This is a genomic window from Acinetobacter lwoffii, assembly GCF_024129685.1.
Classification (GTDB): Bacteria; Pseudomonadota; Gammaproteobacteria; order Pseudomonadales; family Moraxellaceae; genus Acinetobacter; species Acinetobacter lwoffii_X.
This window is the reverse complement of sequence record NZ_JAMXXL010000003.1, coordinates 74,375-100,684: the sequence shown is the minus strand read 5'-3', so window position 1 is coordinate 100,684 and position 26,310 is coordinate 74,375. Positions and strand designations below refer to the sequence as shown.

Genomic DNA, 26,310 nt, shown 5'->3' with positions numbered 1-26,310 from the left:
AATATAGTTTTTAGTTGCAAATACACTATTGAATCTCTAGGTGCTTTGTTGCAGTAATGGGCAATGCCTGCTTAAGACATTGATGTATTTATAACTCAGAATTTAACAATAAGGGTGCTCATGCCTGTCATGTGCATGGACTTTCAAAAAAACTTTTATAGGTGTTCAATATGAATACTTCATCATCAGGTTCAGTACTGAAAACGATTTTAGCGGTCATTGCCGCTGTTTTCGGTATAGGACTGCTGATTGGAGGGATTTATCTTGCAGTGCTGGGTGGGTCTTGGTACTACATCATTGCAGGTATTCTCTTTATTGCGACCGCAGTTCTCTTGTATAAACGAAAAAGTGCTGCACTCCTTGTTTATGCCATATTCGTTTTGGCGACAGTGGTGTGGGGGCTGTGGGAAGTCGGTTCAGATTTCTTTGCACTTGCGCCGCGTTTAGATATTTTAGGGCTGTTTGGTCTGGCCCTGCTGATTCCGGCTACCACACGTGGCTTTGATCATGCTAAAACCGCGAAAATTGCCTTGGGTGCTTCATTAGCCATTACCATCGCTGTCATGATTTATGCTGTATTTAATGACCCGCAAGAAATTCGCGGTGAATTAAAATCCCAGCAGCCTGCAACTCACCAGCCAATTCCCGGTGTGGCAGATGAAGACTGGCCTGCTTATGGCCGTACCCAGTCCGGTTTACGGTATTCACCGTTAAAGCAGATTAATACTGAAAATGTCAAAGATTTGCAGGTGGCTTGGGAATATCACACGGGCGAATTCAAGACTGAAAATGACTCGGGTGAAACCACCAATCAGGTTACCCCAATCAAGGTGGGTGACAACATGTACATCTGTACCACTCACCAGAAATTGACTGCGCTTGATCCGGCAACTGGTAAGGCGAAATGGACTTATGATCCAAAACTGAAAGCCGATCATACCTATCAGCATTTAACCTGCCGTGGTGTATCTTATTATGATGTCAACAATACGGCTGGTTTTGAAAGCAGTCTCGCTGCGAAGAAAACCACATCGGCTGAATGTCCACAAAAAGTCATTTTACCGGTCAATGATGGGCGTTTAGTGGCGGTCAATGCGACCACCGGTAAAGTCTGTTCTGATTTTGGTAAAAATGGCGAAGTCGATCTGCAAAAAGATATGCCATTCCCATATCCAGGCGGTTATATTCCAACCTCACCGCCTGTAGTAACCGGCACGACGATCATTATTGCGGGTTCAACCACAGACAACTATTCAACTGAAGAACCGTCAGGTGTGATCCGTGGTTATGATGTCAATACGGGTGAACTGCTTTGGGTATTTGACACAGGCGCTGAAGATCCGAATTTGATTCCTGCACCGGGTCAAAAATTTGTACACAACTCTCCAAATGCTTGGGCACCTTTGGCCTATGATGCAGAGCTGGATATCGTCTACGTACCAACGGGTGTCGGTACACCGGATATTTACGGTGGTCACCGGACTGAACTGGACGAGCGTTATGCCAACTCGATGCTGGCCTTGAATGCGACGACCGGCAAACTGGTATGGAACTTCCAGACTACCCATCACGATTTGTGGGATATGGACGTACCTTCACAGCCAACATTGACCGAGATTAAAGACAAAAACGGCAATATGGTTCCAGCCATTTATGTCTTGACCAAAACGGGTAATGCTTTTGTGCTAGACCGCCGTAATGGTAAAGCGATTGTGCCAATTACCGAGAAACCGGTACCACAATCTGTGAAACGCGGACCTCAGACCAAAGGCGAGTTCTATTCTAAAACTCAACCTTTCTCTGACTTTAATCTGGCGCCACAAGATAAATTGACCGATAAACAGATGTGGGGTGCGACCATGTTTGACCAGTTGGTCTGCCGTGTTGCGTTCCACAAACTGAATTACGATGGCATTTATACCCCACCTTCTGAAAATGGCACGCTGGTCTTCCCGGGTAACCTAGGTGTGTTTGAATGGGGTGGTATGTCAGTGAATCCGGACCGTCAAATTGCATTAACCAACCCGATTGGCCTGCCATTTGTATCAAAACTAATTCCTCAAGATCCGAACCGTCCTAAGACGGCTAAAGGTGCAGGTACAGAAGCAGGTGTTCAACCGATGTATGGTGTGCCTTATGGCGTTGAAATCAGTGCGTTCCTGTCTCCATTTGGACTGCCGTGTAAACAGCCATCATGGGGCTTTGTTGCAGGTGTGGATCTAAATACTCATGAAGTGGCATGGAAACGCCGCATCGGTACCATTCGTGACAGTATGCCGGGCATTCCATTGCCACCATTCAAAATGGGTGTGCCGATGCTGGGTGGCCCTATTTCAACTGCGGGCAACGTGATGTTTGTGGGTGGAACTCAAGATAACTACATCCGTGCCATTAACGTGAACAACGGTGATGAGTTGTGGAAAGGCCGTCTACCTGCAGGTGGCCAGGCTACACCAATGACCTATGAAGCCAATGGAAAGCAGTATGTGGTCATTATGGCGGGTGGTCATGGTTCCTTTGGGACTAAAATGGGTGACTCTCTGGTGGCTTATGCCTTGCCAGACAATAAATAGTTGAATCTCTAATTAAGTATGAAGAAGCCTGATTCGTCAGGCTTTTTTATACGCTATTGTTGAATGCCTACATCGAGTTTTAAGGACACAGAGAAATGATGTTGATTTGTTGCTGAAAGCTCAATTTCATTCAGATCGCATTAAAATAATATGCTTTGTATATGGCTGATTTTAAGCGAAATTCAGATAAAGGATTAATCAAGTCTAAATTTATCGAACACAGAATTTTTAAGCTCAAAATATTCCTATTCATTGAGCGAACTATATGTCATCGAATTAGCATACTTATTTGGTATCGATGCTTAAAACAAAATGAGTTGAATCATGAGATGTACGCCATCTCGATAAGGTATTTGCCGCATTAAACCACTTTCAAATAAGGCCTGTCATTTATGTACCAAAGCCCGAAATTTCCATTCGTGAGATCGACCTTGTCCTGCCTGATTGCTTGCGCAGGTCAGAACATTTATGCAGAAAATGATACACAAGAAGTCCAAAGGTTAGACACGATTGTCATTCAAGCGACCCGTACAGATCGGGAGCGATTGACCACACCGGCGTCAGTGTATTATCTGAATCAAGAACAAGATAACAGCATGAATGTGAATCTTTCGGAAACATTAAAAGGCGTTCCGGGATTACAGTTAAACAATCGTGAAAACTATGCCCAAGACCTACAAATTTCGATGCGAGGCTTTGGGGCACGTTCCAGTTTTGGTGTGCGTGGTGTGCGTTTATATGTAGATGGAATCCCTGCGACGATGCCGGATGGACAGGGACAAACCTCGAATATTGATTTGAACAGTCTGGACCATATTGAAGTATTGGGTGGTGGATTTTCATCGCTCTATGGCAACTCTTCGGGGGGAACGATTTTAACCACCACGCGAGAGGGGCAAGGTGCTGATTCGATTGAACTGGGGCATTCTGCTGGTAGTCAAAATAAAGGGCAGACCAAGCTGGTTTTGCAAGGTGGTTCAGAAAATGCCGATGAACCAGCTTATATCATCAGCTCGTCTTATTTTGATACCAATGGTTACCGTGACCACAGCAGTGCACATAAAGTTCTGAATAATGCCAAGCTGACCTGGAATCTGGAGGACGGATCTAAAATCAACTGGATGAATAACTACGTTAAAATTGCTGCAGATGATCCGGGTGGTCTAGAGAGAAAGGATTGGAAAGCAAATCCAAAACAAATAGACAGTAGAATTCAGGGATTTAATACAAGAAAAGAAATTGAGCAATTTCAAACAGGTCTTACTTGGAATAAGTCAATCAATGATCAGCATGAACTGTATGGCATGGCCTATTGGGGGCAGCGTGAGGTTATCCAGTATCAATCGATTTCTAAGTTTTTTCAGTCATTAGAAAAACAACCAGGTGGTGTAATTGACTTTGACCGTCAGTTTTATGGTGCAGACCTACGTTGGACAGATAGAGATGTTTTGCCAAATACTAAACTGATTGCTGGACTTGCTGTTGATGCCATGACCGAAGACCGAAAAGGTTATCTAAATTATGTGGGGAATACTTTTGGAGTTAAAGGTGAGTTACGTCGTGATGAAGACAATACCTTATGGAATGCGGATCCTTATTTACAGATATCTTATAACTTTATGCCAGATTGGACTCTAGATGCTGGACTACGTTATAGCAACGTGCATTTTAAATCAGAAGATCATTATATTACTGATGTGAATGGTGATAATTCTGGTAAAACTACTTTTGACAAGTTACTGCCATCGTTAAGTTTAAGCTGGAAAATTTTACCTGAGCTGATGACTTATGCCAGTTATGCCCAAGGCTTTGAAACACCAACTTTTACTGAAATGGCTTATCCTGCAAGTGGGAGTTTTGATAAAGCCCTTAATTTAAAAGCAGCAGAAAGTGAAACCTATGAACTTGGGTTGAAGTCTGCCAATATCTTAGGTGATTTTACTGTTGCAGTTTTTCAGACCAAGACAAAGAATGACATTGTTTCTGCAGGTAATGATAATGGTCGCTCTACTTTCCGTAATGCGGATAAAACTTTAAGAGAAGGTATTGAACTCTCCTGGAATAAAAACCTATGGCGTGACCTAACAGCTCAAGCAAGTTATAGCTACTTAGATGCAACTTTTGATAAAGACACTGCAAATGTTGAAGGCCCGACACCTATTCAAGAAGGTAATTATATTCCCGGTATTGCCAAGAATCAGGCATTCTTAAGCTTGGGTTGGAAACCTGAACAGGGTTTGCGTGCGGGTGTGGATATTCGTTATAGCGACAAAATCTATGTCGATGATAAAAACTCAGATGCTGCGCCAAGCTACACGGTTGCTGGCGCCAATGTGGGTTATCACTGGAAAATGCAGGATTGGGCAGTGAATACTTTTGCGCGTGTCGATAACCTGTTTGATAAAGATTATTCTGGTTCGGTGATTGTCAATGAAAGCAATAACCGTTTCTTTGAGCCGGCAGAAGGGCGGAACTGGAGCGCTGGTTTGAGTGTGACAAAAGAATTTTAATTCAGATGATTTAGGGCTGTTAAATTTTCAAAAAACAAAATCCCGCTTCCTGAGTGGGATTTTTTAATATTTAAGTTTTGAAAAGTTGATCAGAGGATTTGAGATAAAACTAGATCTTTTGCTGATTCACCCGTTTCGATAATTCCTCGGCACTTTCCACCCGTTCAGAATATCGATTGTTGAGATCAGCAGACTGAACTTGGTGTGAGATTGTGTCGACCATCAGAAGTTGTTTTAGATATTCTTTCTGCTCCGCAGCGCGCAGCTTTTAGCATGGAAAATGAGGAAATGATTATTGATGAAGCAGGGAATCGGTTGAAATAAATTTCAGAATTTAAGCAGATCAATCAGATCATAAAAAAGCCACCGCAGGGGTGGCTTTTTATTTAAAGTTAAAATGACAGATGTCGTGTCATTTTAAGCTAAACCTTACCAGCTTAACGCACCGCCAGTTTGGTAATCTGTTACGCGCGTCTCGAAGAAATTCTTCTCTTTACGCAAGTCCATCATCTCTGACATCCACTGGAACGGGTTATTCACACCAGCAAACTGTTCAGGCAAACCCAACTGCGCCAGACGACGGTTCGCAATAAACTTCAGGTATTCTTCCATCATGCCAGCGTTCATGCCAAGTACACCGCGTGGCATGGTGTCACGTGCGTATTCGATTTCCAGCATCGTACCTTCAAGAATCATCTGGATGATTTCTTCCTGGAATTCAGTTGTCCATAAACCCGGGTTTTCGATCTTGATCTGGTTGATCATATCGATACCGAAGTTCAGGTGCATAGACTCATCACGCAGGATGTACTGGAACTGCTCGGCAACACCATTCATCTTGTTACGACGGCCCATCGACAGGATCTGGCTGAAACCGCAGTAGAAGAAGATACCTTCAAGTACACAGTAGAACGCGATCAGGTTGCGAAGCAGGATCTGGTCGTTTTCAGGTGTGCCGGTTTTGAAAGTAGGATCACTTAAAGACTGAGTATATTTCAGGCCCCACGCAGCTTTACGTGCAACTGACGGTACTTCACGGTACATGTTGAAGACTTCGCCTTCATCCATACCTAGCGACTCGATACAGTACTGGTAAGCGTGTGTGTGAATCGCTTCTTCAAACGCTTGACGCAAGATGTACTGACGGCATTCAGGGTTGGTAATATGACGGTAAATCGCCAGTACCAGATTGTTTGCAACCAGTGAATCGGCAGTCGAGAAGAAACCAAGTGAACGCATCACAATGGTACGTTCATCTTCAGTCAAGCCATTTTCAGACTTCCACAACGCAATGTCGTGGTTCATGTTCACTTCTTGTGGCATCCAGTGGTTTGCACATCCGTCCAGATACTTCTGCCAAGCCCATTCGTATTTGAATGGAACAAGCTGGTTCAAGTCTGCACGACAGTTGATCATCGCCTTGTCATCAACCTGAACGCGTTGCGCACCCATTTCAAGCTCTTCCAGACCCGGTGCAACATCAAGCTGCTCTAGGGAAGCAGATGCTCTTGCCAGTGAATCGGTTGGATTTGATCCTCGGTTTTGAGTGGCTCTAAGGGGTTGTGCAGCTGCCACATCCGGCGATGCGTTGCCTGCATCAGATACCATCTGTGAATTAGTCGCTTTTTGCGGCTCGACGGGCGCAGGCTGCTGTTCAGGTGCAGCCGGTTTTTGCGAATCATCTTCGAAATCGTCCCAACTTAGGATAGACATATCAATTCTCTCTACGTTGCTTTATATCTTTTATGAGACATTCAGCTTGGCTGAGATGTCTTACTATACGCTTAATTTGTGTAAGCAAAATTAAGTTTTGTTGATGAATGCTCTAGTTTTATACAGGAGCAATAATCCCCACTACTTATTTTGCTTACGCTGCTGGCGAACTTTGAACCAGAAGTAAGCAATGGGTAAATAAAAGGTAATACCAAAGGAAATCAGCAATGCCGCAAGTCCTAACATGTAGTTATGAGTCATATGTGGCATTGAGGTTTCCTTTTACTTTTAGTTTGTGAATCCTAGCCGAAACTAGGATTCACGTTTAAATCATTTTTTAGATGATTTACTAGGCTTGATTGTTTCAGTAACTGTAGTTTTAGGATGCTTTTTTGCATAGCCTTCAGTTACGAAACGACCAGTTCCTGCATCACGAGAAACTTTTTTCGTAGCCATAGAGATAATCTCCATTACAAATTCAAGATGACTCTTACTGGCTCGTTTCTCGAATTGATGATACAATCCGTTCACGCATTTTGTGATGCCAGCCTCGTTGTGACCATCTTGGTATCACTTCGAGATTGAAAGCCTTCTAGTTAGTTTTGACGGACGCTAGAGGGCTTTTTTATTGCCTGAATTTCGTAATCCCCCTAAGTCCCCCTTTGAAAAGGGGGATTTTCTCCCTCCTTTATTAAAGGAGGGTCGGGGAGGATTTAAAACCTGTCAGATTATTGACAAGCCTCACAATCAGGGTTGTCAATTGAACATGCCATTGGCACTGGAGCCGCTTGTGCAAAACCTTCTTCCTCTGCAGGAGCTTCAGGTTTTTGCGCTTCAACCACCGGAGCTGCTGCTACAACAGGCGCCGCAACAGTTGCAGGTTTAACTGCATTCAATGCGCCAGTGTTGATTGTTGATTTCTCGGCAGAAGTCGCACCCAATGCACGCAGGTAATAAGTCGTCTTAAGACCACGTAACCAGGCCATCTTGTAAGTGATGTCCAGTTTCTTACCGTTTGCACCAGCGATGTAAAGGTTAAGAGACTGCGCCTGATCAATCCATTTTTGACGACGTGATGCAGCATCCACGATCCAGCGCGTTTCAACTTCAAACGCAGTCGCGAAGATGGCTTTAAGCTCTTCAGGTATACGAGAAATCTTCTGAACAGAACCTTCGAAATGTTTCAGGTCGTTGACCATTACTGCATCCCAAAGACCACGTTCTTTCAACGCACGTACCAGGTACGGGTTAATCACGGTGAATTCGCCAGACAGGTTTGATTTCACATACAAGTTCTGGAATGTCGGCTCAATAGATTGAGAAACACCACAGATATTTGAAATCGTAGCAGTCGGAGCAATCGCCATCACGTTCGAGTTACGCATACCATCTTTTTGAACTTTGGTACGTAAAGTGTCCCAGTCCAGACGTTGAGTGCGGTCGACTTCGAACATGCGTTCAGGACGAGTTTTCGCAACCAGATCAAGCGAGTCGATTGGCAGGATACCTTGATCCCACAATGAACCCTTGAATGTTTCGTATGTACCACGTTCAACAGCCAAATCGCTAGATGTTGAAATTGCGTAGTACGAAATCACTTCCATCGATTCATCAGCAAACTCAACCGCAGCATCAGAACCATAAGCCAGGTTCATTTCGTATAGTGCATCCTGGAAGCCCATGATACCCATACCAACCGGACGGTGTTTCAGGTTCGAGTTACGTGCTTGTGGAACAGCGTAGTAGTTGATGTCAATCACGTTATCGAGCATACGAACCGCAGTTTTAACTGTACGTGCCAGTTTTTCACGATCAAGTACACCGCCTTTGACGTGTTGTACCAGGTTAATTGAACCTAAGTTACATACCGCAATTTCTTCTTTGCTTGTGTTGAGTGTAATTTCTGTACACAGGTTAGAAGAGTGCACCACACCTACGTGTTGCTGTGGTGAGCGTAAGTTACATACGTCTTTGAATGTGATCCACGGGTGACCAGTTTCAAACAGCATGGACAGCATTTTGCGCCACAAATCTTTTGCACGGATTTTCTTGTGCAGCATATTTGTTTCTTTGGCAATCGCTTCGTAATGTGCATAACGCTCAGCGAATTCTGCACCCGTCAAATCATGTAGATCAGGCGTTTCAGAAGGGGTGAACAGTGTCCATTCTGCATCTTCGAATACACGTTGCATGAACAGGTCAGGAACCCAGTTCGCAGTGTTCATGTCGTGGGTACGACGACGGTCATCACCGGTGTTCTTACGCAGTTCCAAGAATTCTTCGATGTCCAGGTGCCAGGTTTCTAAGTATGCACAAACTGCACCTTTACGCTTACCACCTTGGTTAACCGCAACAGCAGTATCATTCGCCACTTTCAGGAACGGAACTACACCTTGAGATTTACCGTTAGTGCCTTTGATGTATGAGTTCAAGGCACGGACTGGCGTCCAGTCATTACCCAAACCGCCTGCCCATTTAGACAGCATTGCGTTATCACGCATCGCGCCATAAATGTCATACAGGTCATCATCAATGGTTGTTAAATAGCAGCTCGACAATTGTGGACGAAGCGTACCTGAGTTAAACAGGGTAGGCGTCGATGCCATGTAGTCGAAGCTAGACAATAAGTTATAGAACTCAATCGCGCGGTCTTCACGGTTTTCTTCATTGAGCGACAAGCCCATAGAAACACGCATAAAGAACAATTGCGGAAGTTCGAAACGTACGCCATCTGAATGGATGAAGTAACGGTCAAATAAAGTTTGCAGACCCAAGTAAGTAAACTGGTTAGAGCGTTCCGGTTGAATCGCAGCTGCCAGTTTAGCCAGGTCAAAGTTCAGCAATTCTGGAGAAAGCAGCTCAAGCTCAATCCCTTTTTTCAGGTAAGTTTCCAGCGCATCGCCTTCAACTGTATCTACAGGTAGACCCAGGAATTTCAAACCAGTCGCAACCAGGTCATCACGCAATAAACGTGCAGTCACATACGTATAGTTAGGCTCTTGCTCGATACGAGTACGGGTCGCCATCATCATCGTGGTCGAGATGTCTGACTCTTTTACGCCGTTGTACAAGTTTTTCACAGTCTCATCGACAATCGCTTGTACATCAATGCCTTCAAGGCCTTCAGCTGCTTTAGTAACATGCGCAGTTAAAGCACTTAAATCCAGTGGCTTGAGTTTGCCTTCAGCATCGGTAATTTGCAGGGTCGGGTGATGATGTGCACCTAATTGTTTACGTGCTTCAGAACGTTGTTCACGATAAATGACATAAGAGCGTGCAACTTTCTGTTCGCCCGTACGCATTAGCGCAAGTTCAACTTGGTCTTGAATTTCTTCAATATGAATCGTTCCGCCAGAAGGTAAACGACGTTTAAAGGTATTTAATACCATTTCCGTCAGTTGCTCGATACGATCATGGATCCGGCTCGAGTCAGCGCTTTGTTGGCCTTCAACCGCCAAAAACGCTTTACCAATTGCGACAGAAATTTTTTCTGCATCAAAAGCGGCAACATCACCGGTGCGTTTAATCACCTGAAGTTGACCAGGAGTTGAAGTGATTACGCTCATGTTAGCATAGCTCCATTGTCATCTATTTTTATGTTTATGGACCGTTTGAACTGGGCAAAATTCGTGCCACAGTGTTTGAGGAATAAACACAAGACCTAGTGGTTTTAAAATTAATTGAACACAAGATACGGGAAAATTTAGGGTAGATCAATATTGACATTTAGCTAAATATTTTTCTTAAGTTGTGCTTTAGTCCTTGTAAAAATATCGCTATTTTTATTGATTTTTGTATAAGCCTTATCAGGCAAGGCATAGCATAACAAAGTCCAAAGAAAGTGCTTATAGATAACACTGTGGATAACTAAAAAGTGCTGAATCAAGCAGTCATATTTTGTCCATGTAAGAGTTGTGTAAATCGCAAATCAGATCTAAGCCACTGTTTCAAGCATAATTGTCCAAAAAATGCACGATAAAATATTACAAAATGCTATCTTGATGTATCAGTTTGGTGAACGCTATCTTGTTTACAATGTAAACGTGTGTATATTGCAAGCATATTAAAAACGTATCTATTGGATTTCAAAAGGATACGCCTATAGCGTAGATCCACCAAATAAGGGGCAATACATGAGCCAAGAAGAAAAGTTACCCAAGATTTTAATTGTTGAAGATGATGAGCGTCTTGCTCGTTTAACGCAAGAATACCTGATCCGTAACGGACTTGAGGTAGGGGTAGAGCCGGATGGTAATCGTGCCATTCGTCGGATTATTGCTGAACAGCCAGATATGGTAGTGCTGGATGTGATGTTGCCAGGTGCTGATGGCTTGACCATTTGCCGTGAAGTGCGTCCACATTATCATCAACCGATTTTGATGTTGACTGCGCGTACTGAAGATATGGATCAGGTTTTGGGTCTGGAAATGGGTGCAGATGACTATGTCGCTAAACCTGTTCAGCCGCGTGTATTGCTAGCACGTATTCGTGCATTATTGCGTCGTACTGACAAGGTGCCTGAAGATGAAGTGGCACAGCGCATCGAATTTGATGATCTGGTCATCGACAATGGCGGTCGTTCAGTGACCTTAAATGGCGATCTGGTTGATTTTACCAGTGCAGAATATGACCTGTTATGGTTGCTTGCATCGAATGCTGGCCGTATTCTCTCTCGCGAAGATATTTTCGAGCGTTTACGTGGTATCGAATATGATGGTCAAGACCGTTCAATCGATGTGCGTATTTCTCGTATCCGTCCAAAAATCGGTGACGATCCAGAAAATCCGAAGCGTATTAAAACAGTACGTAGTAAGGGTTATCTTTTTGTTAAAGAGACCAATGGTCTTTAAGCAAATGTGGTTTGTTGCTTGAACAAGCAGGATAAATTATAGGTGTTTAAACACAGTATATTTTTGCGTATATACGCAGGACTCGTCATCCTTGTCGTCTTGGTGGCGGTGTTCGGCTATTTGTTGGTACAGATTATCAACTATCAGCGTGCGCAAGAATATCGCGAATCCCTGACTGATGGTATGGCATATATCATCAGTGAGGGGGTTGCACGCCAGCCAAATCTCCAGCAAAAAATGGATTGGGTTTCTGATGCCTCCGATTTGCTGGAATTGCCCATTCACTATGTAGAAGCCAGCAAGGTCGACATTACCCGTGCTGAAGGGCGCCGTATTGCCGAACGAAAAGCGGTGGTGCGTTGGGACGCTGAATCGGGTATTGCCTATATTGTAGTTGGGCTGCGTGATGACCCGGGTCATTACCTTTATATTAAGGCCGACAGCATTACTGAGCGCCAGATGAAGGCCTTACCAGTCTTTATCCTGGATTATCTGGTCTACTATCCAGGTCAGGAAAAAGAATACCTGGCTCGTATTCAGGATTATTTTTCTTATCCGGTTTCCATCGAAAACGTCCAGAATCTACCTTTAGACTCCGAGCAAATCGGACGTCTGCGTCTGGACCATAGCATCATTTTATACCGCGATAATGCCTCTATTCGTGGCACCACGATTTCAATTATTTCACCGATTCCTGGTTCGACTTCGCAAGTATTGGTCATGGGGCCGGTACCCTTGTTTAACTGGATGCCATTCCAGTTGGCGACCGGTATTACCTTATTAAGCCTTTTTGTGTTGAGTCTGGGTGTTTATGGTCTTCTGGTTCCGATGCAGCGTAAGTTGCGTGAAGTCAGCTATGCCTTAAACAAAATGAAATCGGGTAATATGTCATTGCGTCTTCCTGTGGAAGGCAGTGACGAGATGTCTACACTGGCGTCTAGCTATAACAATATGTCAGATCATATCCAGCGTTTGATCGAAGCGCAGCGTGAGTTGATGCGTGCGGTGTCGCATGAGTTGCGTACACCGGTGGCACGAATCCGCTTTGGTGTGGAAATGATGGCGGATGAAGATGACTACGATTATCGTCTGCAACAGGTGGAACAGATTGATAAAGATATTGAAGCGCTGAATACCTTGATTGATGAGATCATGACCTATGCCAAACTGGAACAGGGCATGCCGTCGATTGAGTTTGAGCAAATCGATCTGTATGACGTACTGAATCAGGTGGCACAAGAAACTGAAGCGCTGAAAACCCAGAAAATCATCGAATTACATCCAATGCCTGTTGCGGTCACAGTAGAGGCGGAGCGTCGTTATCTGCATCGTGTAATTCAGAATCTGGTCGGCAATGCTGTACGTTATTGCGATAATAAAATCTTGATTAGCGGCGGTCTGGATCAGGATGGTCAGGCCTATGTTTGCGTTGAAGATGACGGGCCGGGGATTCCAGAAATAGATCGTGCCCGCATTTTTGAAGCCTTTGCCCGACTGGATGATAGCCGTACCCGTGCGTCGGGTGGTTATGGTTTAGGTTTGTCGATTGTCAGCCGGATTGCGTACTGGTTTGGTGGCACGATTCAGGTGGATCAAAGTCCGACGCTGGGTGGTGCGCGTTTTACCATGACCTGGCCGGCACAACGTTATGTCAAGAAGAGTAAGCGCAAAATGCTGGAAAAAAAGCCAGAGGAAGCGAGTGATCATTTAGCTTGATATTGTGTAAATGATTTTGGTCATAAAAAAACGATGCATCAGCATCGTTTTTTATTGGAAGAGATTTTATTCCTGAATGGTCGCATCAGGTTCAATGAGTGATTTGCCCTCTTTTAAGCTTTGTAGCGCTTCAGAGTTAAAGTCGATCAACAGTTTGGTGTTTTTCGCATCGACGTTATAGCGCTGAATCAGTTTCTGGTCACCTGATAACGTTTCGACTTTATATTCGTCAGCGATATTCATAATACCATCCAGATTGATGCTGGAAGAAGCATGGTCCTCTTGAAAAAGTGCATGGATGTCACGTAAGTCAAAAGCTGCCTGACTTATGTTAGGATTTTTCTGGATGTAATTTTCTATATGTCGAACCAGTAACTGAGCAAATAAAAAATAATTAGGCTTATGGGAAAAGCGTAGAGACATGCAAGGACTCCTTATTGTTACTTTATTAATGTCATGATGTGGTTTAGAAATAGAAATAACATATTCTGAATCAGTCCGTTGAGCATGTTGCAAAAAGACACAATTGCCAATCTAAGATTAGCAAGTAGCTGCAGGGGTGAATCAGCAGTTAAATGTAAAAAAATCACATTAAATATCAAGTTAAATCAAATGGTTTGGGTTGAAAAATAGTGGTTAAAATAAGTTTTTATCCGATTTAACTTGGATTCAATAGTGAAAAGGACTATATCTAAATGGGTGGGCGAGAAAAGCAGCTCATCGATCAGTCTATTTTCTGCTAGCGCTATTTATAGAAAAATTAATAGATAATTAAAATTTAATTTGGGAAAACGATTAAAACGAATTCTGAATGATTAAAGTCAAATTAAATGCTGAAATGTCTAAAAAATCATCCCAAAGACTAAGGCTTATAAACTAGCAAGTGAAATCCAAAATCAGGTACAATTGGCGGGATTAATTTTGTGTTTGGTGTATTTGAAGGCCAATACATACATTCTTTGTTAACAAATAGGCCTGCCAGGAGTTATCCCCGCATGAGTGCTATTACTCCATACGAATGGGCAATTATTGCCTTCGTGATCGGCGTTACATTTTTATGCGTCTTTATGCTGACTGTCCCATTACTCCTCGGGGGTAAATCATGGGGCCGTGCCAAGCAGGAGCAGTTTGAGTCAGGTGTAGTTAGCGCAGGTGGAGCTCGTATCCGCTTGTCTGCAAAGTTCTATTTAGTTGCAATTTTCTTCGTGGTGTTTGATTTAGAAGCACTTTATCTATATGCATGGGCGGTTTCTGTTCGTGAAGTAGGTTGGATTGGTTTTGCAACTGCAGCTATCTTTATTTTGGTTTTACTTGTTGGTTTGATTTACGAATTATCGACAGGTGCACTCAATTGGGCACCTTCAGACAGACGTAAAGCCGCAGGTGTTAAAGCTAAAATTGGTTCGCCAAATATGGATCTAGCAGAAATTACGCGCTTCAACTCAATTGAAGAATTGGTAATCGACCCTACAGGTCAAATCCCAGCTCAATCCTCTGGTCGTGTGAAAAGCTCACCGGCTAAATCATCTGATAAGGAGTAAGACGGGATGAAATACACATTAACCCGTGCGAATCCGGATGCTGACCAATATCCACTTCAGGAACGTATTGTTGTAGAAGATCCGTTGCTAGAAGAAGAAGTGAATAAAAATGTATTCATGACTCGCTTAGAGGATGTGGTACATACAGCAGTCAACTGGGGTCGTAAAAACTCAGTTTGGCCATTTAACTTTGGTACATCTTGCTGCTACGTAGAATATGCAACCACCTTGACCGGCGTGCATGACTTGTCACGTTTTGGTGCCGAGGTTATCCGTGCTTCACCGCGTCAGGCAGACTTAATGATTGTAGCGGGTACTTGCTTCGTGAAAATGGCACCAGTAATTCAACGTCTATATGAACAGATGCTGGAACCGAAATGGGTCATTTCCATGGGTGCATGTGCCAACTCAGGTGGTATGTACGATATTTATTCAGTCGTACAAGGTGTGGATAAAATCATCCCGGTCGATGTGTATATTCCAGGTTGCCCACCACGTCCTGAAGCTTTGATTCAGGCATTGATGCTGTTGCAAGACCAGATTCAATTAGAGCGTCGTCCGCTTTCTGCGGTGATCGGTGATGATCTTAAGCCAGTGTATAAGCCAAAGATGATGCCGGAACGTGACCGTAAGAAAGACCAGCGTGTTGCTGTGAAGAACTTACGCTCTATGGATGAAATTAAATAATTTAAACGACAGGTTGTTTTGTTGTGCACCCGCTATGGGTGTAATTGTCGTTTAGATTGACTGAATTTGTATTAAATAGGAAGCCAAGCCAATGGCTGAAATTGACATTGCTATGCCAGAATCAACGCCTGTTGATTCACGCCCAGCATTTGCCATCATTGAAGAACTCAAAACCAAATTTGGTGAGAACTTCTTTGTGCAAACGACTTTCGAGGATTTCCCGACAGTCTGGGTTGAGCGCGCACGTGTACAAGAAGTTTTAATGTTCTTGCGTACAGTGTCACGTCCTTACGTGATGTTGTTCGACCTGTCAGCGGTAGATGAGCGTCTGCGTACGCACCGCGACGGTTTACCTGCGTCTGACTTCACCGTGTTCTATCACCTGTTGTCGCTCGAGCGTAATACTGACATTCGTATTAAAGTTGCCTTAGCTGAAAGCGATTTGAATCTTCCGACGGCAACCAATATTTGGCCAAATGCCAACTGGTACGAACGTGAAGCTTACGATATGTTCGGGATCAATTTCGAAGGGCATCCAATGCTCCGTCGTATCTTGTTGCCAACCTATTGGGAAGGTCATCCGCTACGTAAAGAATATTCTGCGCGTGCGACTGAATATACGCCGTATTTGCAAGATAAAGCCAAACAGGACTACGAACAGGAACATCTTCGTTTCGTCCCTGAAGATTGGGGTATGAAGCGCGGCAATGCCGATGAAGACTTCATGTTCCTGAACTTGGGTCCGAACCATCCATCTGCGCACGGTGCGTTCCGTGTGATCTTGCAGCTGGACGGTGAAGAAGTGAAAGACTGTGTGCCTGACATCGGTTATCACCACCGTGGTGTGGAAAAGATGGCTGAACGTCAAACCTGGCATTCATTCATTCCGTATACAGACCGTGTCGACTACCTCGGTGGTTGTGCGCAAAACATGCCTTACGTGCTTGGCGTAGAGCAAATGGCGGGTATTACGGTACCTGACCGTGCGCAATGTATTCGCGTGATGATGTCTGAACTGTTTCGTATCAATAACCACTTGCTGTTCATTGGTACTGCGATTCAGGATGCCGGCGGTATGACGCCAGTCTTCTACATGTTTGCTGACCGTCAGAAAATCTATGACGCGATTGAAGCGATCACCGGTTACCGTATGCACCCGGCATGGTTCCGTATTGGCGGTACAGCACATGACCTTCCAAACAACTGGCAGCACCTGATCCGTGAAATCCTGGACTGGATGCCGAAACGTTTGAAGGAATACCATACTGCAGCGCTGAAAAACTCGGTGTTTGTGGGTCGTACCCGTAATGTTGCGCAATACGATGCAAAATCTGCATTGGCTTGGGGTGTAACAGGTACAGGTCTACGCGCTACAGGTATCGACTTTGACGTACGTAAATATCGTCCATATAGCGGCTATGAAAATTATGACTTCGAAGTGCCGGTTGAGTACGAAGGCGATGCCTATGCACGTGTTATCGTTCACTACCGTGAAATCGAAGAATCACTGAAAATTATCAAACAATGTTTAGATAATATGCCGTCTGGTGCGTACAAAGCAGATCATCCACTGGCTGTTCCACCACCAAAAGACAAGACATTACAAGATATTGAAACCTTGATTACGCACTTCCTGAGTGTATCTTGGGGTCCTGTAATGCCTGCGGGTGAAGCATCTGTGATGGCGGAAGTGGTGAAAGGCGCGTCGAACTACTACTTGACTTCAGACAAGTCAACCATGAGTTACCGTACCCGTATCCGTACACCAACCTTCACGCATTTACAGCAAATGCCTTCTGTGATTAACGGCAGCTTAATGTCTGACTTAATCATTTATTTAGCGACCATTGACGTCGTAATGGCTGACGTGGATCGCTAAGGGGTAAACGCATTATGATGATTTTGACTGATAAAAAGCCACGTGTGAATGTTGAAGGGATTTTGACTGCGGACGAAATTCACGATATCGAACATCACATGGGGCACTACCCATACCCACGTGCAGCGTGTCTAGATGCGCTGAAGTGTGTACAACGCCGTAATGGCTGGGTAGATGATGCGCAAATGAATGCCATCGCACAAATGCTGAGCATGAGCGTTGCGGACCTTGAAGGTGTGGCAACGTTCTATAACCGTATTTACCGTCAGCCGGTCGGTCGTCACGTAATTTTGTTATGTGATTCGATTGCGTGTTTCTTGATGGGTGCGGAAACTTTGGCAGAAGCATTCCAGCGCGAATTAGGAATCCAGTTTGGTCAAACGACTGCAGATGGTCGTTTCACTTTGCTGCCAATTTGCTGTCTGGGCAACTGTGACAAAGGTCCAACCTTAATGATTGATGAAGACACGCACGGTCTGGTTGAAGTGACTTCGGTGAAACAGCTGTTGGAGAAGTATGTATGAATACTGAACCAAAACCAATTTATGGCGACGGTAACCCGGAAACGCATCCATTAACATGGCGTTTAAGCAAGCAGGCCAACGTACGTAATGCAGATGATTACGAAGCGCTGGAAGGTTATGCAGGCTTTAAAAAAGCCCTGTCTATGTCGCCTAAAGATGTATTAGAAGTGGTTAAGGCAGCGACTGTAAAAGGTCGTGGTGGTGCAGGCTTCCCGGCAGGTATCAAATGGTCTTTGATGGCGCCAAACGACAACTCAGGTCCACGTTACCTGATTTGTAATGCCGATGAGATGGAACCAGGTACCTTTAAAGACCGTTTGTTGATGGAAGATCTTCCGCATCAATTGATCGAAGGGATGCTGATTGCGGGTTATACGCTTGAAGCAACACACGGTTATATCTTTATCCGCGGCGAGTACATCGAAGCTGCTCAGTACTTAAATGAAGCACTTGAGCAAGTTCGTGCCAAAGGTTACTTAGGGGATAACATCCTTGGTACAGGCTGGAACTTCGAGTTACACGTGCATACCGGTGCGGGTCGTTATATCTGCGGTGAAGAAACTGCATTGATTAACTCGCTTGAAGGTCGCCGTGCCAACCCGCGTACTAAACCGCCATTCCCGCAAGTTGCAGGTGCTTGGGGTCGTCCTACGATTGTCAACAACGTAGAGACCTACAACAACTTACCGGCAATCATGCTGCGCGGTCCTGAATGGTACATCAACTTATCTGCTGGTAAGTCGAAAGATCCAGGCACCAAGATTTATGGTGCATCAGGTAAAGTGAAATTCCCGGGTCTATGGGAGCTTCCATTTGGTACGACAGCACGTGAAGTGATTGAAGACCATGCTGGTGGTATGCGTGACGGCTTAAAACTGAAAGCATGGTTACCGGGTGGTGCATCGACTGACTTCCTGGCTGCCGAGCATATTGATCTTCCTATGGATGCGGAAAGCATCATGAAAGCAGGTTCGCGTTTAGGAACTTGCTTATTGATGGTGGTAGATGAAACCCAATGTATGGTTTCAGCGACACGTAACCTCGAAGAATTCTTTGCACGCGAATCATGTGGTTTCTGTACGCCTTGCCGTGATGGCTTACCTTGGGCTGTGAAAGCGCTGAAAGCACTGGAAGATGGCACAGGTAAGAAAGAAGATATCGATCACTTACAAGAACTGACTCGTAAGCTTTGGATTGGTAAAACTTTCTGTGCCCACGCACCGGGTGCAATGGAGCCGCTTATGGGCGCACTCAAATATTTCCGTGGCGAATTTGAAGCGAAGGTTGTGAATGCCGCCGCTCAAACCAGCAACGTAGAACAAGCTTAAGGAATTCGACTATGGCTACAATTCATGTCGATGGCAAATCGTATGAAGTCAACGGCTCGGAAAACTTGCTACAAGCATGTTTGAGTCTTGGCATTGATATCCCATACTTTTGTTGGCATCCATCCTTAGGTTCTGTCGGTTCTTGCCGTCAATGTGCCGTGACCCAGTACGCGAATCCAGAAGATACGCGTGGCCGTTTGGTCATGTCATGTATGACGCCTGCATCTGACAATACCTACATCTCGATTGAAGACAAAGAAGCCAAAGATTTCCGTGCTTCGATTGTTGAATTCTTGATGACCAACCACCCGCACGACTGTCCAGTCTGTGAAGAAGGTGGTCACTGTCATTTACAAGATATGACTGTAATGACGCAGCATGACCGTCGTCGCTACCGTTTCACCAAACGTACCCATTACAACCAGGAGCTTGGCTCATTCATTTCGCATGAAATGAACCGTTGTATCGCGTGTTACCGTTGTGTGCGTTACTATAAAGACTACGCAGGTGGTACGGACTTTGGCGTGTATGCCAACGCATCACGTGTGTACTTTGGTCGGCCTGAATCAGGCACTCTAGAGTCTGAATTCTCGGGTAACCTGACAGAAGTCTGTCCAACAGGTGTATTCACAGACAAAACTCATTCGGCTCGCTACAACCGTAAATGGGACATGCAGTATGCGCCAAGCGTATGCCAAGGCTGTTCTTCAGGTTGTAATATCTCTCCGGGTGAACGTTATGGCGAACTTCGCCGCGTAGAAAACCGTTATAATGGTGAAGTCAACCAATACTTCCTATGCGACAAAGGCCGTTTCGGTACAGGTTATGTGAACCGTGAAGACCGTCCGCGTCAACCACAATTTCGTCAAGGTGCAACTGTTGAAACTGTTTCAGTGGATGCAGCACTAGACACGGTCATTGCAAATATCCAGGGCAAAAAAGTATTGGGTATTGGTTCACCGCGTGCATCACTTGAATCAAACTTCGCACTTCGTGAGTTGGTGGGTCAAGAGAACTTCTCAACAGGTCTATCTCAAAAAGAGCAAAACCTGGTTGAATTAGCAGCTTCAATCATGCAAACCGAGGGTGTTTACAACCCGAACATGCGTGAAATTGAAAGCTACGATGCTGTGTTAATTTTGGGTGAAGACCTCACACAAACTGCGCCTCGTATGGCTTTATCTGTTCGCCAGGCTGCGAAAAATAAAGGCAAAGAGATGGCGGCAGAGCGCCGTACCCAAGAATGGTTGGCTGAACCGGTACAACGTATTGCCCAAGATGCGAAATCTCCGATTTATATCCTGGCTGCGACACAAACCCGTTTGTCTGATGTTGCCGAAGGTGAAGTGGTTGCTTCTCCAAACGACATCGCGCGTTTAGGTTTTGCAGTTGCTGCAGCAGTTGCGGGTGAAACGATTCTTGATTTAGATGACGATGCCAAAGCATTTGCACAAACCATTGCGGACACTTTAAAAGCTGCGAAGAAACCACTGGTCATCTCGGGTACAAGCTTGCAAGATCCTGCCATTATGGAAGCTGCTGCACAAGTTGCACAGAATCTGGGTAATGCAGGTCTGACCTTGACGGTTCCTGAAGTGAACTCGATGGGTATGGCAATCTTCGGTGGTCAAAGCCTGGAGCAAGCTTTTGCTCAGGACTACGACACTGTCGTGATTGTTGAAAATGACCTTTATCGTCGTTTACCAGCAGCACAAGTGGATGCCGCACTTGCAGGCAAAGAAGTGATCGTTCTGGATCACTCTGAAACTGAAACTGTGAAGAAAGCCGACATCATACTTTCTGCCGCTTCGTTTGCTGAAGGTGATGGTACTGTCGTTTCTCAAGAAGGCCGTGCACAACGTTTCTACCAAGTGTATGACCCAAGCTACTACAATCCTGAATTGGCGATCAAGGAATCTTGGCGCTGGTTACACGCTCTGGAAACAGGCGTAAAAGGCAAAGCGATTTCTTGGACTTTACTGGATGATGTGATCGAGTCAGTGGCGAAAAACGTTCCTGCGCTTGAAGGCATTCTGGATGTTGCACCTGATGCGGGCTTCCGTGTTCATGGCTTGAAAGTGGCACGTGAACCACGTCGTTACTCAGGTCGTACTTCAATGCGTTCGCCATTGTCTGTACATGAGCCGAAACAGCCTACAGATAAAGACTCCGCATTAACATTCTCGATGGAAGGTTATGTCGGAGACCAGACTCCATCTCCACTGGTTCCATTTGCATGGTCTGCAGGCTGGAACTCGCCACAAGCTTGGAACAAGTTCCAGGAAACTGTGGGTGGTTCACTGAAAGGTGGTGATTCAGGCGTTCGTTTATTCGACCGTTTGGCAAAACGTCCGGCACGTACATTCGTTGCACCGGCACCTGTTCTGGTCAATGCTGAAAGCTTCCGTCTAGTACCGATGCACCATATTTTTGGTTCAGGTGAATTTACCATCAAAACACCAGCGATGGAAACACGTATTCCTGAAGCGGTATTTGCAGTGGGTGAGCAGGATGCAGCGCGCCTGAATGTTCAAGATGGTCAGACAATCACGGTGAAAGCAGGTGAGACGTCAATCGTTCTTCCAGTTCAAGTGATTGAATATTTACCGACAGGTTATATTGGCTACCCAATCGGTCTGGCACCGACGGTATCTCTTGCAGAGCCTGTTTCAGTCGCGGTAGGAGTGTAATTCATGGAACAAGAATTAATCCGTCAAACGCCGTTGTGGGCTGAAAACTGGCCAATTGCCTATTCAGTCATTCAAGCGATTGTGATCTTGCTGGTTGTAGTACTGATCGCTGCGTTGATGTCTTTTATTGAACGTCGTTTACTCGGCTTGTGGCAAGACCGTTACGGTCCGAACCGTGTTGGTCCGGGCGGTATGTTCCAGATTGTTGCCGACATGCTGAAAATCATGTTCAAGGAAGACTGGACACCAAAATTTGCTGACAAATTGACGTTCCGTATGGCGCCAGCAGTTGCGATGGCAACTGCGGTGCTATCGTTCATGGTTATTCCTGTATCACCTTATTTAGGTGTAGCAGACATGAACATCGGCCTGTTGTTCTTTATGGCAATGGCGGGTATTGCAGTTTATGCAGTCCTGTTCGGTGGCTGGTCATCAAACAACAAATATGCCTTACTGGGCGGTTTACGTTCTGCAGCTCAAACCATTTCGTATGAAGTGTTCTTGGGTATCTCGTTGATGGGTGTGGTGGCAATTGCCGGTTCATTCAACATGCGTGAAATCGTTGAAGCGCAAAAAGATGTCTGGTTTGTGATTCCTCAGTTCCTGGGTTTCCTGATCTTCGTGGTTGCGGGTGTTGCGGTAACGCATCGTCACCCATTTGACCAACCAGAAGCAGAACAAGAACTGGCAGAAGGTTACCATGTCGAATACGGCGGTATGAAGTGGGGGATGTTCTTCGTTGCGGAATACGTCAACGTGGTACTGATCTCTGCATTGATCGTGACTTTATTCTTCGGTGGCTGGCTTGCGCCATTCAACCTTGATATTCCGTTCCTTCCAGCAGCATTCTGGTTCATTATCAAAACAGCATTCTTTGTAATGATGTTTGTACTGGCGCGTGGTTCATTAATGCGTCCACGTTATGACCAGGTGATGAACTTTGGTTGGAAAATTTGCTTGCCATTGGCGTTGGTTAACCTTTTGGTGACTGGTGCTGTGATTCTGATGAATCAGGCCTAAGACAGCAGGGAGAACAAAATGTTTAAATTTCTAGCTGGATTCGGGTCAATCGTTCGTTCGTTGTGGATGGTGTTCAGCCACGCAACACGTAAACGTGACACCATTTTATATCCGGAAGTGCCGGCCGAAGAAATCGTGCCACCACGCTTCCGTGGTCGTATCGTATTGACGCGCGACCCTGATGGCGAAGAACGCTGTGTGGCATGTAACCTGTGTGCGGTTGCCTGTCCGGTAGGCTGTATTTCACTACAAAAAGCAGAACGTGAAGATGGTCGCTGGTATCCGGAATTTTTCCGTATCAACTTCTCGCGTTGTATTTTCTGCGGTATGTGTGAAGAAGCGTGTCCAACCACTGCGATTCAGATGACCCCGGACTTCGAGCTTGGCGAATATGTTCGTCAGGACTTGGTCTATGAAAAAGAACACCTGCTGATTTCTGGTCCTGGTAAATATCCTGACTATAACTTCTACCGTGTAACCGGTATGGCAGTTGCAGGCAAGGACAAAGGTCAAGCACAGCGTGAAAGTGCACCTGTTGATGTACGGAGTCTATTACCATGATGTGGCCATTTTATTTAATGGCCCTCGTGGCCATTGTCTCTACGGTTCGCGTGGTGACTAACGCGAATCCGGTACATGCTTTATTAAGCCTGATCGTGTCATTGCTTGCAGTCGCAGGCATGTTCCTGATTGTCGGTGCACCATTCGCTGGTGCGCTGGAAGTGATCGTTTATGCGGGCGCGATCATGGTGTTGTTCGTGTTCGTGGTGATGATGCTGAACCTGGGTGAGCAGACCGTTGAACAAGAACGCAAATGGTTGACCTCATCGGCTTGGGCTTATCCGGCGTTGATGAGCTTCCTGATCGGTTTGGTACTGGTATGGGTATTAAACTCTGATTACACACAAGCTTCACTGGTAATGGGTACAGAAATGGTGGGCCCGAAAGCAGTGGGTCAAGCACTCTTTACGCAATACTTGTTGTTGGTTGAAGTTGCCGCGATGTTATTGCTTGCTGCCCTGGTAGCTGCATTCCATTTAGGTAAACGTGAACCAGATGCAGAAGAGGAAAAAGAATAATGGGCAACATCCCTTTAGAGCATGGTTTGATCGTTGCATCTATTCTCTTTGCACTGGGTTTTTACGGTGTAATGGTGCGACGCAACCTACTATTTATTTTAATGAGCCTTGAAATCATGATGAACGCTGCTGCTTTAGCGTTCGTCCTGGCGGGCAGTGCATGGGCACAGCCAGATGGTCAGATCATGTTTATCCTGATCCTGACGCTTGCTGCGGCAGAGGCTTGTATTGGTCTTGCGATCGTCCTTCAGTTCTATCATCGCTTCCATCACCTGGATGTGGATGCTGCTAGTGAGATGCGCGGATGAGTTATTTATATCTAACAATTTTATTTCCGCTCATTGGTTTTGTCCTGTTAGCGGCGGGGCGTAACAAGCTTCCGGAATCTGTTGCAGCAATGATTGGTGTCGGTGCAGTCGGTTTATCTGCACTGTTCGCACTGATTGCGGGTATGGACTTTGTGAATAATGGTTCAACTGCAGTTGTGCAACATCTCTGGACCTGGTTCAGTGTTGGCGGTTTTGCTCCGGGCATCAGCTTGCAGCTCGATGGCTTGTCTTTATTGATGCTGGGCATGGTGACAGGCGTGGGTTTCTTAATTCACATCTTTGCATCATGGTACATGCGCGGTGAAGAAGACTTCGCACGTTTCTTCTCTTACTTCAACCTGTTCGTTGCAAGCATGTTATTGCTGGTATTGGGTGACAACCTGGCGTTGTTATTCTTGGGTTGGGAAGGCGTAGGTCTGTGTTCATACCTGTTGATCGGTTATTACTACCAGAACCCGGCAAACGGTCTGGCGGCAATCAAGGCATTTACTGTGACCCGTATTGGTGACGTATTCCTGCTGATTGCCATGTTCCTGATCTTCCAGCAATTCGGTACCTTGAACATTCAGTACATCGTCGAAAATGCGGCGACTGTAATGACGCAAAGTTCATCTTTGACTATCTGGACAGCATTGTTATTGTTCTTGGGTGCGGCAGGTAAATCTGCACAGATCCCGTTACAAACATGGTTAGCCGATGCGATGGCAGGTCCGACACCTGTTTCTGCATTGATCCATGCTGCAACAATGGTAACAGCCGGTGTTTACCTGTGCTGCCGTCTGTTCGCAGTCTTTGAACTTGCACCAGAAGTGATGGTATTTATTTCGATCACAGGTGCGGTGACCTTGCTTGTGGCTGGTTTTGCTGCACTGGTTCAAACCGACATCAAACGTATTCTGGCATACTCAACCATGAGTCAGCTCGGTTATATGTTTATGGCGGTAGGTGCTGAAGCATACCAGGCAGGTCTGTTCCATATGCTGACTCACGCATTCTTCAAGGCATTATTGTTCTTGTCGTCTGGTGCGGTGATTCTGGCTTACCATCACGAACAAAACATCTTCAAGATGGGCGGTCTGTTCTACAAGAACAAATTCCTGTTTGCATGTTTCGCGATTGGTGGCGGTGCATTGGCAGCGATTCCATTCCTGACGATTGGTTTCTTCTCAAAAGATGCGATTCTTGCTGCAGTCTGGACGCAAAGTCATATTGCTGGTTTGCCAGTATATAACACGCTGTACTGGGTCGGTGTTGCAGGTGCATTCTTAACCTCTATTTATACATTCCGTTTAATTTGGGTTGTATTCTTTGGCAAAGAAAACACACCTTATCATGAAATCCAAGGTGCAACTTACTGGGCGCCACTGGCAATTCTTGCTGTACTTTCAACAGGTCTGGCGATCGTCCTGAAAGCACCGGTAATGAGCATTCTGGATGCAGCCCAAATTCCAGCCTTCATTATTCCTGAAGCGCTTGAAGCAGGTGCACATGGTGCTGAATACATCGCAATCGCTGTTGCTTTAACAGGTCTTGCAGTCGGTGTCGTGCTGTTCGCTTTTGCTTACAATGCAGTCAAACGTTTTGCAGCCACTTCTGTAGGTGCTGGCCTGGTCAACATCTGCCGTAACGCATTAGGTTTTGATACGCTGTATGACCTCATTTTCGTGAAGCCATATTTAATGTTCGCGAAGATCTTTGGTTGTGATCCAATTGATGGCCTATGGCTGGTACTTCCTGCACTTGTTAAAGGTGGTCACAGCTTTACAAGTTCACGTCAAACCGGTTCACTGCGTGAATATGCATCTAGTATGGGGCTCGGTGTCGTTGTCCTACTGATGATCTTGATCGTGATTCAGGTCGTGGGGAAATAA

The 26,310-nt window shown here is 45.3% G+C and carries 20 protein-coding genes and 2 pseudogenes; 16 read left to right on the top strand and 6 right to left on the bottom strand.

The genetic code is table 11. From position 1 onward, the window contains the following. The first annotated feature begins 170 nt into the window (after positions 1-170). The gene (locus NI464_RS02295) at positions 171-2,573 is read left to right on the top strand and encodes a glucose/quinate/shikimate family membrane-bound PQQ-dependent dehydrogenase (protein ID WP_004732084.1); all 2,403 of its coding nucleotides are present in this window, start codon (positions 171-173) and stop codon (positions 2,571-2,573) included. Positions 2,574-2,965: 392 nt separating this feature from the next. Beyond that, positions 2,966-5,083, top strand: a complete 2,118-nt coding sequence (locus tag NI464_RS02290) for a TonB-dependent receptor (RefSeq protein ID WP_004732082.1) — start codon at positions 2,966-2,968, stop codon at positions 5,081-5,083. Between the two features lie 109 nt (positions 5,084-5,192). On the opposite strand, the pseudogene NI464_RS02285 reads toward NI464_RS02290, so the two are convergent. Beyond that, positions 5,193-5,279: pseudogene (locus tag NI464_RS02285) on the bottom strand (arsenical resistance protein ArsH); the annotation flags it as partial. Between NI464_RS02285 and NI464_RS02280 the strand changes: the two are divergent. Continuing rightward, positions 5,276-5,407, top strand: a pseudogene (locus NI464_RS02280) (arsenate reductase (glutaredoxin)); the annotation flags it as partial. The pseudogenes NI464_RS02285 and NI464_RS02280 overlap by 4 nt on opposite strands. Positions 5,408-5,512: 105 nt before the next feature. Here NI464_RS02280 and NI464_RS02275 read toward each other — a convergent pair. The 4 genes from NI464_RS02275 to NI464_RS02270 all read right to left on the bottom strand — a co-directional run bounded on the left by NI464_RS02275 (position 5,513) and on the right by NI464_RS02270 (position 10,362). After that, positions 5,513-6,796, bottom strand: a complete 1,284-nt coding sequence (locus NI464_RS02275) for a ribonucleotide-diphosphate reductase subunit beta (protein ID WP_004645882.1) — start codon at positions 6,794-6,796, stop codon at positions 5,513-5,515. 141 nt (positions 6,797-6,937) lie between these two features. Further along, positions 6,938-7,066: a hypothetical protein gene (locus NI464_RS15830; RefSeq protein ID WP_004645881.1), complete on the bottom strand. Its 129-nt coding sequence runs from the start codon at positions 7,064-7,066 to the stop codon at positions 6,938-6,940. A 60-nt stretch (positions 7,067-7,126) separates the two neighbouring features. Beyond that, positions 7,127-7,252, bottom strand: a complete 126-nt coding sequence (locus tag NI464_RS15825) for a hypothetical protein (RefSeq protein ID WP_004732081.1) — start codon at positions 7,250-7,252, stop codon at positions 7,127-7,129. A gap of 272 nt (positions 7,253-7,524) precedes the next feature. Continuing rightward, complete coding sequence (locus NI464_RS02270) at positions 7,525-10,362, bottom strand: ribonucleoside-diphosphate reductase subunit alpha (RefSeq protein ID WP_071850801.1); 2,838 nt, start codon at positions 10,360-10,362, stop codon at positions 7,525-7,527. Positions 10,363-10,929: 567 nt separating this feature from the next. Here NI464_RS02270 and bfmR point away from each other — a divergent pair. Next, the gene (bfmR, locus tag NI464_RS02265; RefSeq protein ID WP_004280782.1) at positions 10,930-11,646 is read left to right on the top strand and encodes a response regulator transcription factor BfmR; all 717 of its coding nucleotides are present in this window, start codon (positions 10,930-10,932) and stop codon (positions 11,644-11,646) included. 42 nt (positions 11,647-11,688) lie between these two features. Beyond that, positions 11,689-13,362, top strand: coding sequence for a sensor histidine kinase BfmS (gene bfmS, locus NI464_RS02260; RefSeq protein ID WP_005104083.1), 1,674 nt, complete (start codon positions 11,689-11,691; stop codon positions 13,360-13,362). A 66-nt stretch (positions 13,363-13,428) separates the two neighbouring features. Here the strand turns inward: bfmS and NI464_RS02255 are convergent, their stop codons facing one another. Further along, positions 13,429-13,785, bottom strand: coding sequence for a hypothetical protein (locus tag NI464_RS02255; RefSeq protein WP_253137692.1), 357 nt, complete (start codon positions 13,783-13,785; stop codon positions 13,429-13,431). Positions 13,786-14,357: 572 nt separating this feature from the next. Between NI464_RS02255 and NI464_RS02250 the strand changes: the two genes are divergently transcribed. From NI464_RS02250 to nuoL, 11 genes are all read left to right on the top strand, one after another. Next, positions 14,358-14,903 (top strand): NADH-quinone oxidoreductase subunit A, encoded by a 546-nt coding sequence (locus NI464_RS02250; RefSeq protein ID WP_071850799.1) that lies wholly within the window; start codon positions 14,358-14,360, stop codon positions 14,901-14,903. Between the two features lie 6 nt (positions 14,904-14,909). Continuing rightward, positions 14,910-15,590, top strand: coding sequence for a NuoB/complex I 20 kDa subunit family protein (locus NI464_RS02245; protein ID WP_071850798.1), 681 nt, complete (start codon positions 14,910-14,912; stop codon positions 15,588-15,590). A gap of 91 nt (positions 15,591-15,681) precedes the next feature. After that, positions 15,682-17,469, top strand: a complete 1,788-nt coding sequence (nuoC, locus tag NI464_RS02240) for an NADH-quinone oxidoreductase subunit C/D (protein WP_071850797.1) — start codon at positions 15,682-15,684, stop codon at positions 17,467-17,469. A gap of 14 nt (positions 17,470-17,483) precedes the next feature. Beyond that, positions 17,484-17,993, top strand: a complete 510-nt coding sequence (gene nuoE, locus NI464_RS02235) for an NADH-quinone oxidoreductase subunit NuoE (protein ID WP_004280775.1) — start codon at positions 17,484-17,486, stop codon at positions 17,991-17,993. Next, a complete protein-coding gene (gene nuoF / locus NI464_RS02230; protein WP_005106202.1) occupies positions 17,990-19,321 on the top strand; it encodes an NADH-quinone oxidoreductase subunit NuoF in 1,332 nt (443 codons plus the stop codon). The genes nuoE and nuoF overlap by 4 nt, the downstream gene beginning before the upstream one ends. Before the next feature lie 11 nt (positions 19,322-19,332). Beyond that, the gene (gene nuoG / locus NI464_RS02225) at positions 19,333-22,011 is read left to right on the top strand and encodes an NADH-quinone oxidoreductase subunit NuoG (protein WP_253137691.1); all 2,679 of its coding nucleotides are present in this window, start codon (positions 19,333-19,335) and stop codon (positions 22,009-22,011) included. A 3-nt stretch (positions 22,012-22,014) separates the two neighbouring features. Further along, entirely contained in the window at positions 22,015-23,031 is a 1,017-nt protein-coding gene (gene nuoH / locus NI464_RS02220) for an NADH-quinone oxidoreductase subunit NuoH (RefSeq protein WP_004280772.1), read from the top strand. Positions 23,032-23,049: 18 nt separating this feature from the next. Then, complete coding sequence (nuoI, locus tag NI464_RS02215) at positions 23,050-23,592, top strand: NADH-quinone oxidoreductase subunit NuoI (protein ID WP_004280771.1); 543 nt, start codon at positions 23,050-23,052, stop codon at positions 23,590-23,592. Beyond that, complete coding sequence (gene nuoJ / locus NI464_RS02210; protein WP_171054322.1) at positions 23,592-24,110, top strand: NADH-quinone oxidoreductase subunit J; 519 nt, start codon at positions 23,592-23,594, stop codon at positions 24,108-24,110. Before nuoI ends, nuoJ begins: the two co-directional genes overlap by 1 nt. Continuing rightward, positions 24,110-24,418: an NADH-quinone oxidoreductase subunit NuoK gene (gene nuoK / locus NI464_RS02205; RefSeq protein ID WP_004280769.1), complete on the top strand. Its 309-nt coding sequence runs from the start codon at positions 24,110-24,112 to the stop codon at positions 24,416-24,418. Before nuoJ ends, nuoK begins: the two co-directional genes overlap by 1 nt. Next, positions 24,415-26,310, top strand: coding sequence for an NADH-quinone oxidoreductase subunit L (nuoL, locus tag NI464_RS02200; protein WP_253137690.1), 1,896 nt, complete (start codon positions 24,415-24,417; stop codon positions 26,308-26,310). Before nuoK ends, nuoL begins: the two co-directional genes overlap by 4 nt.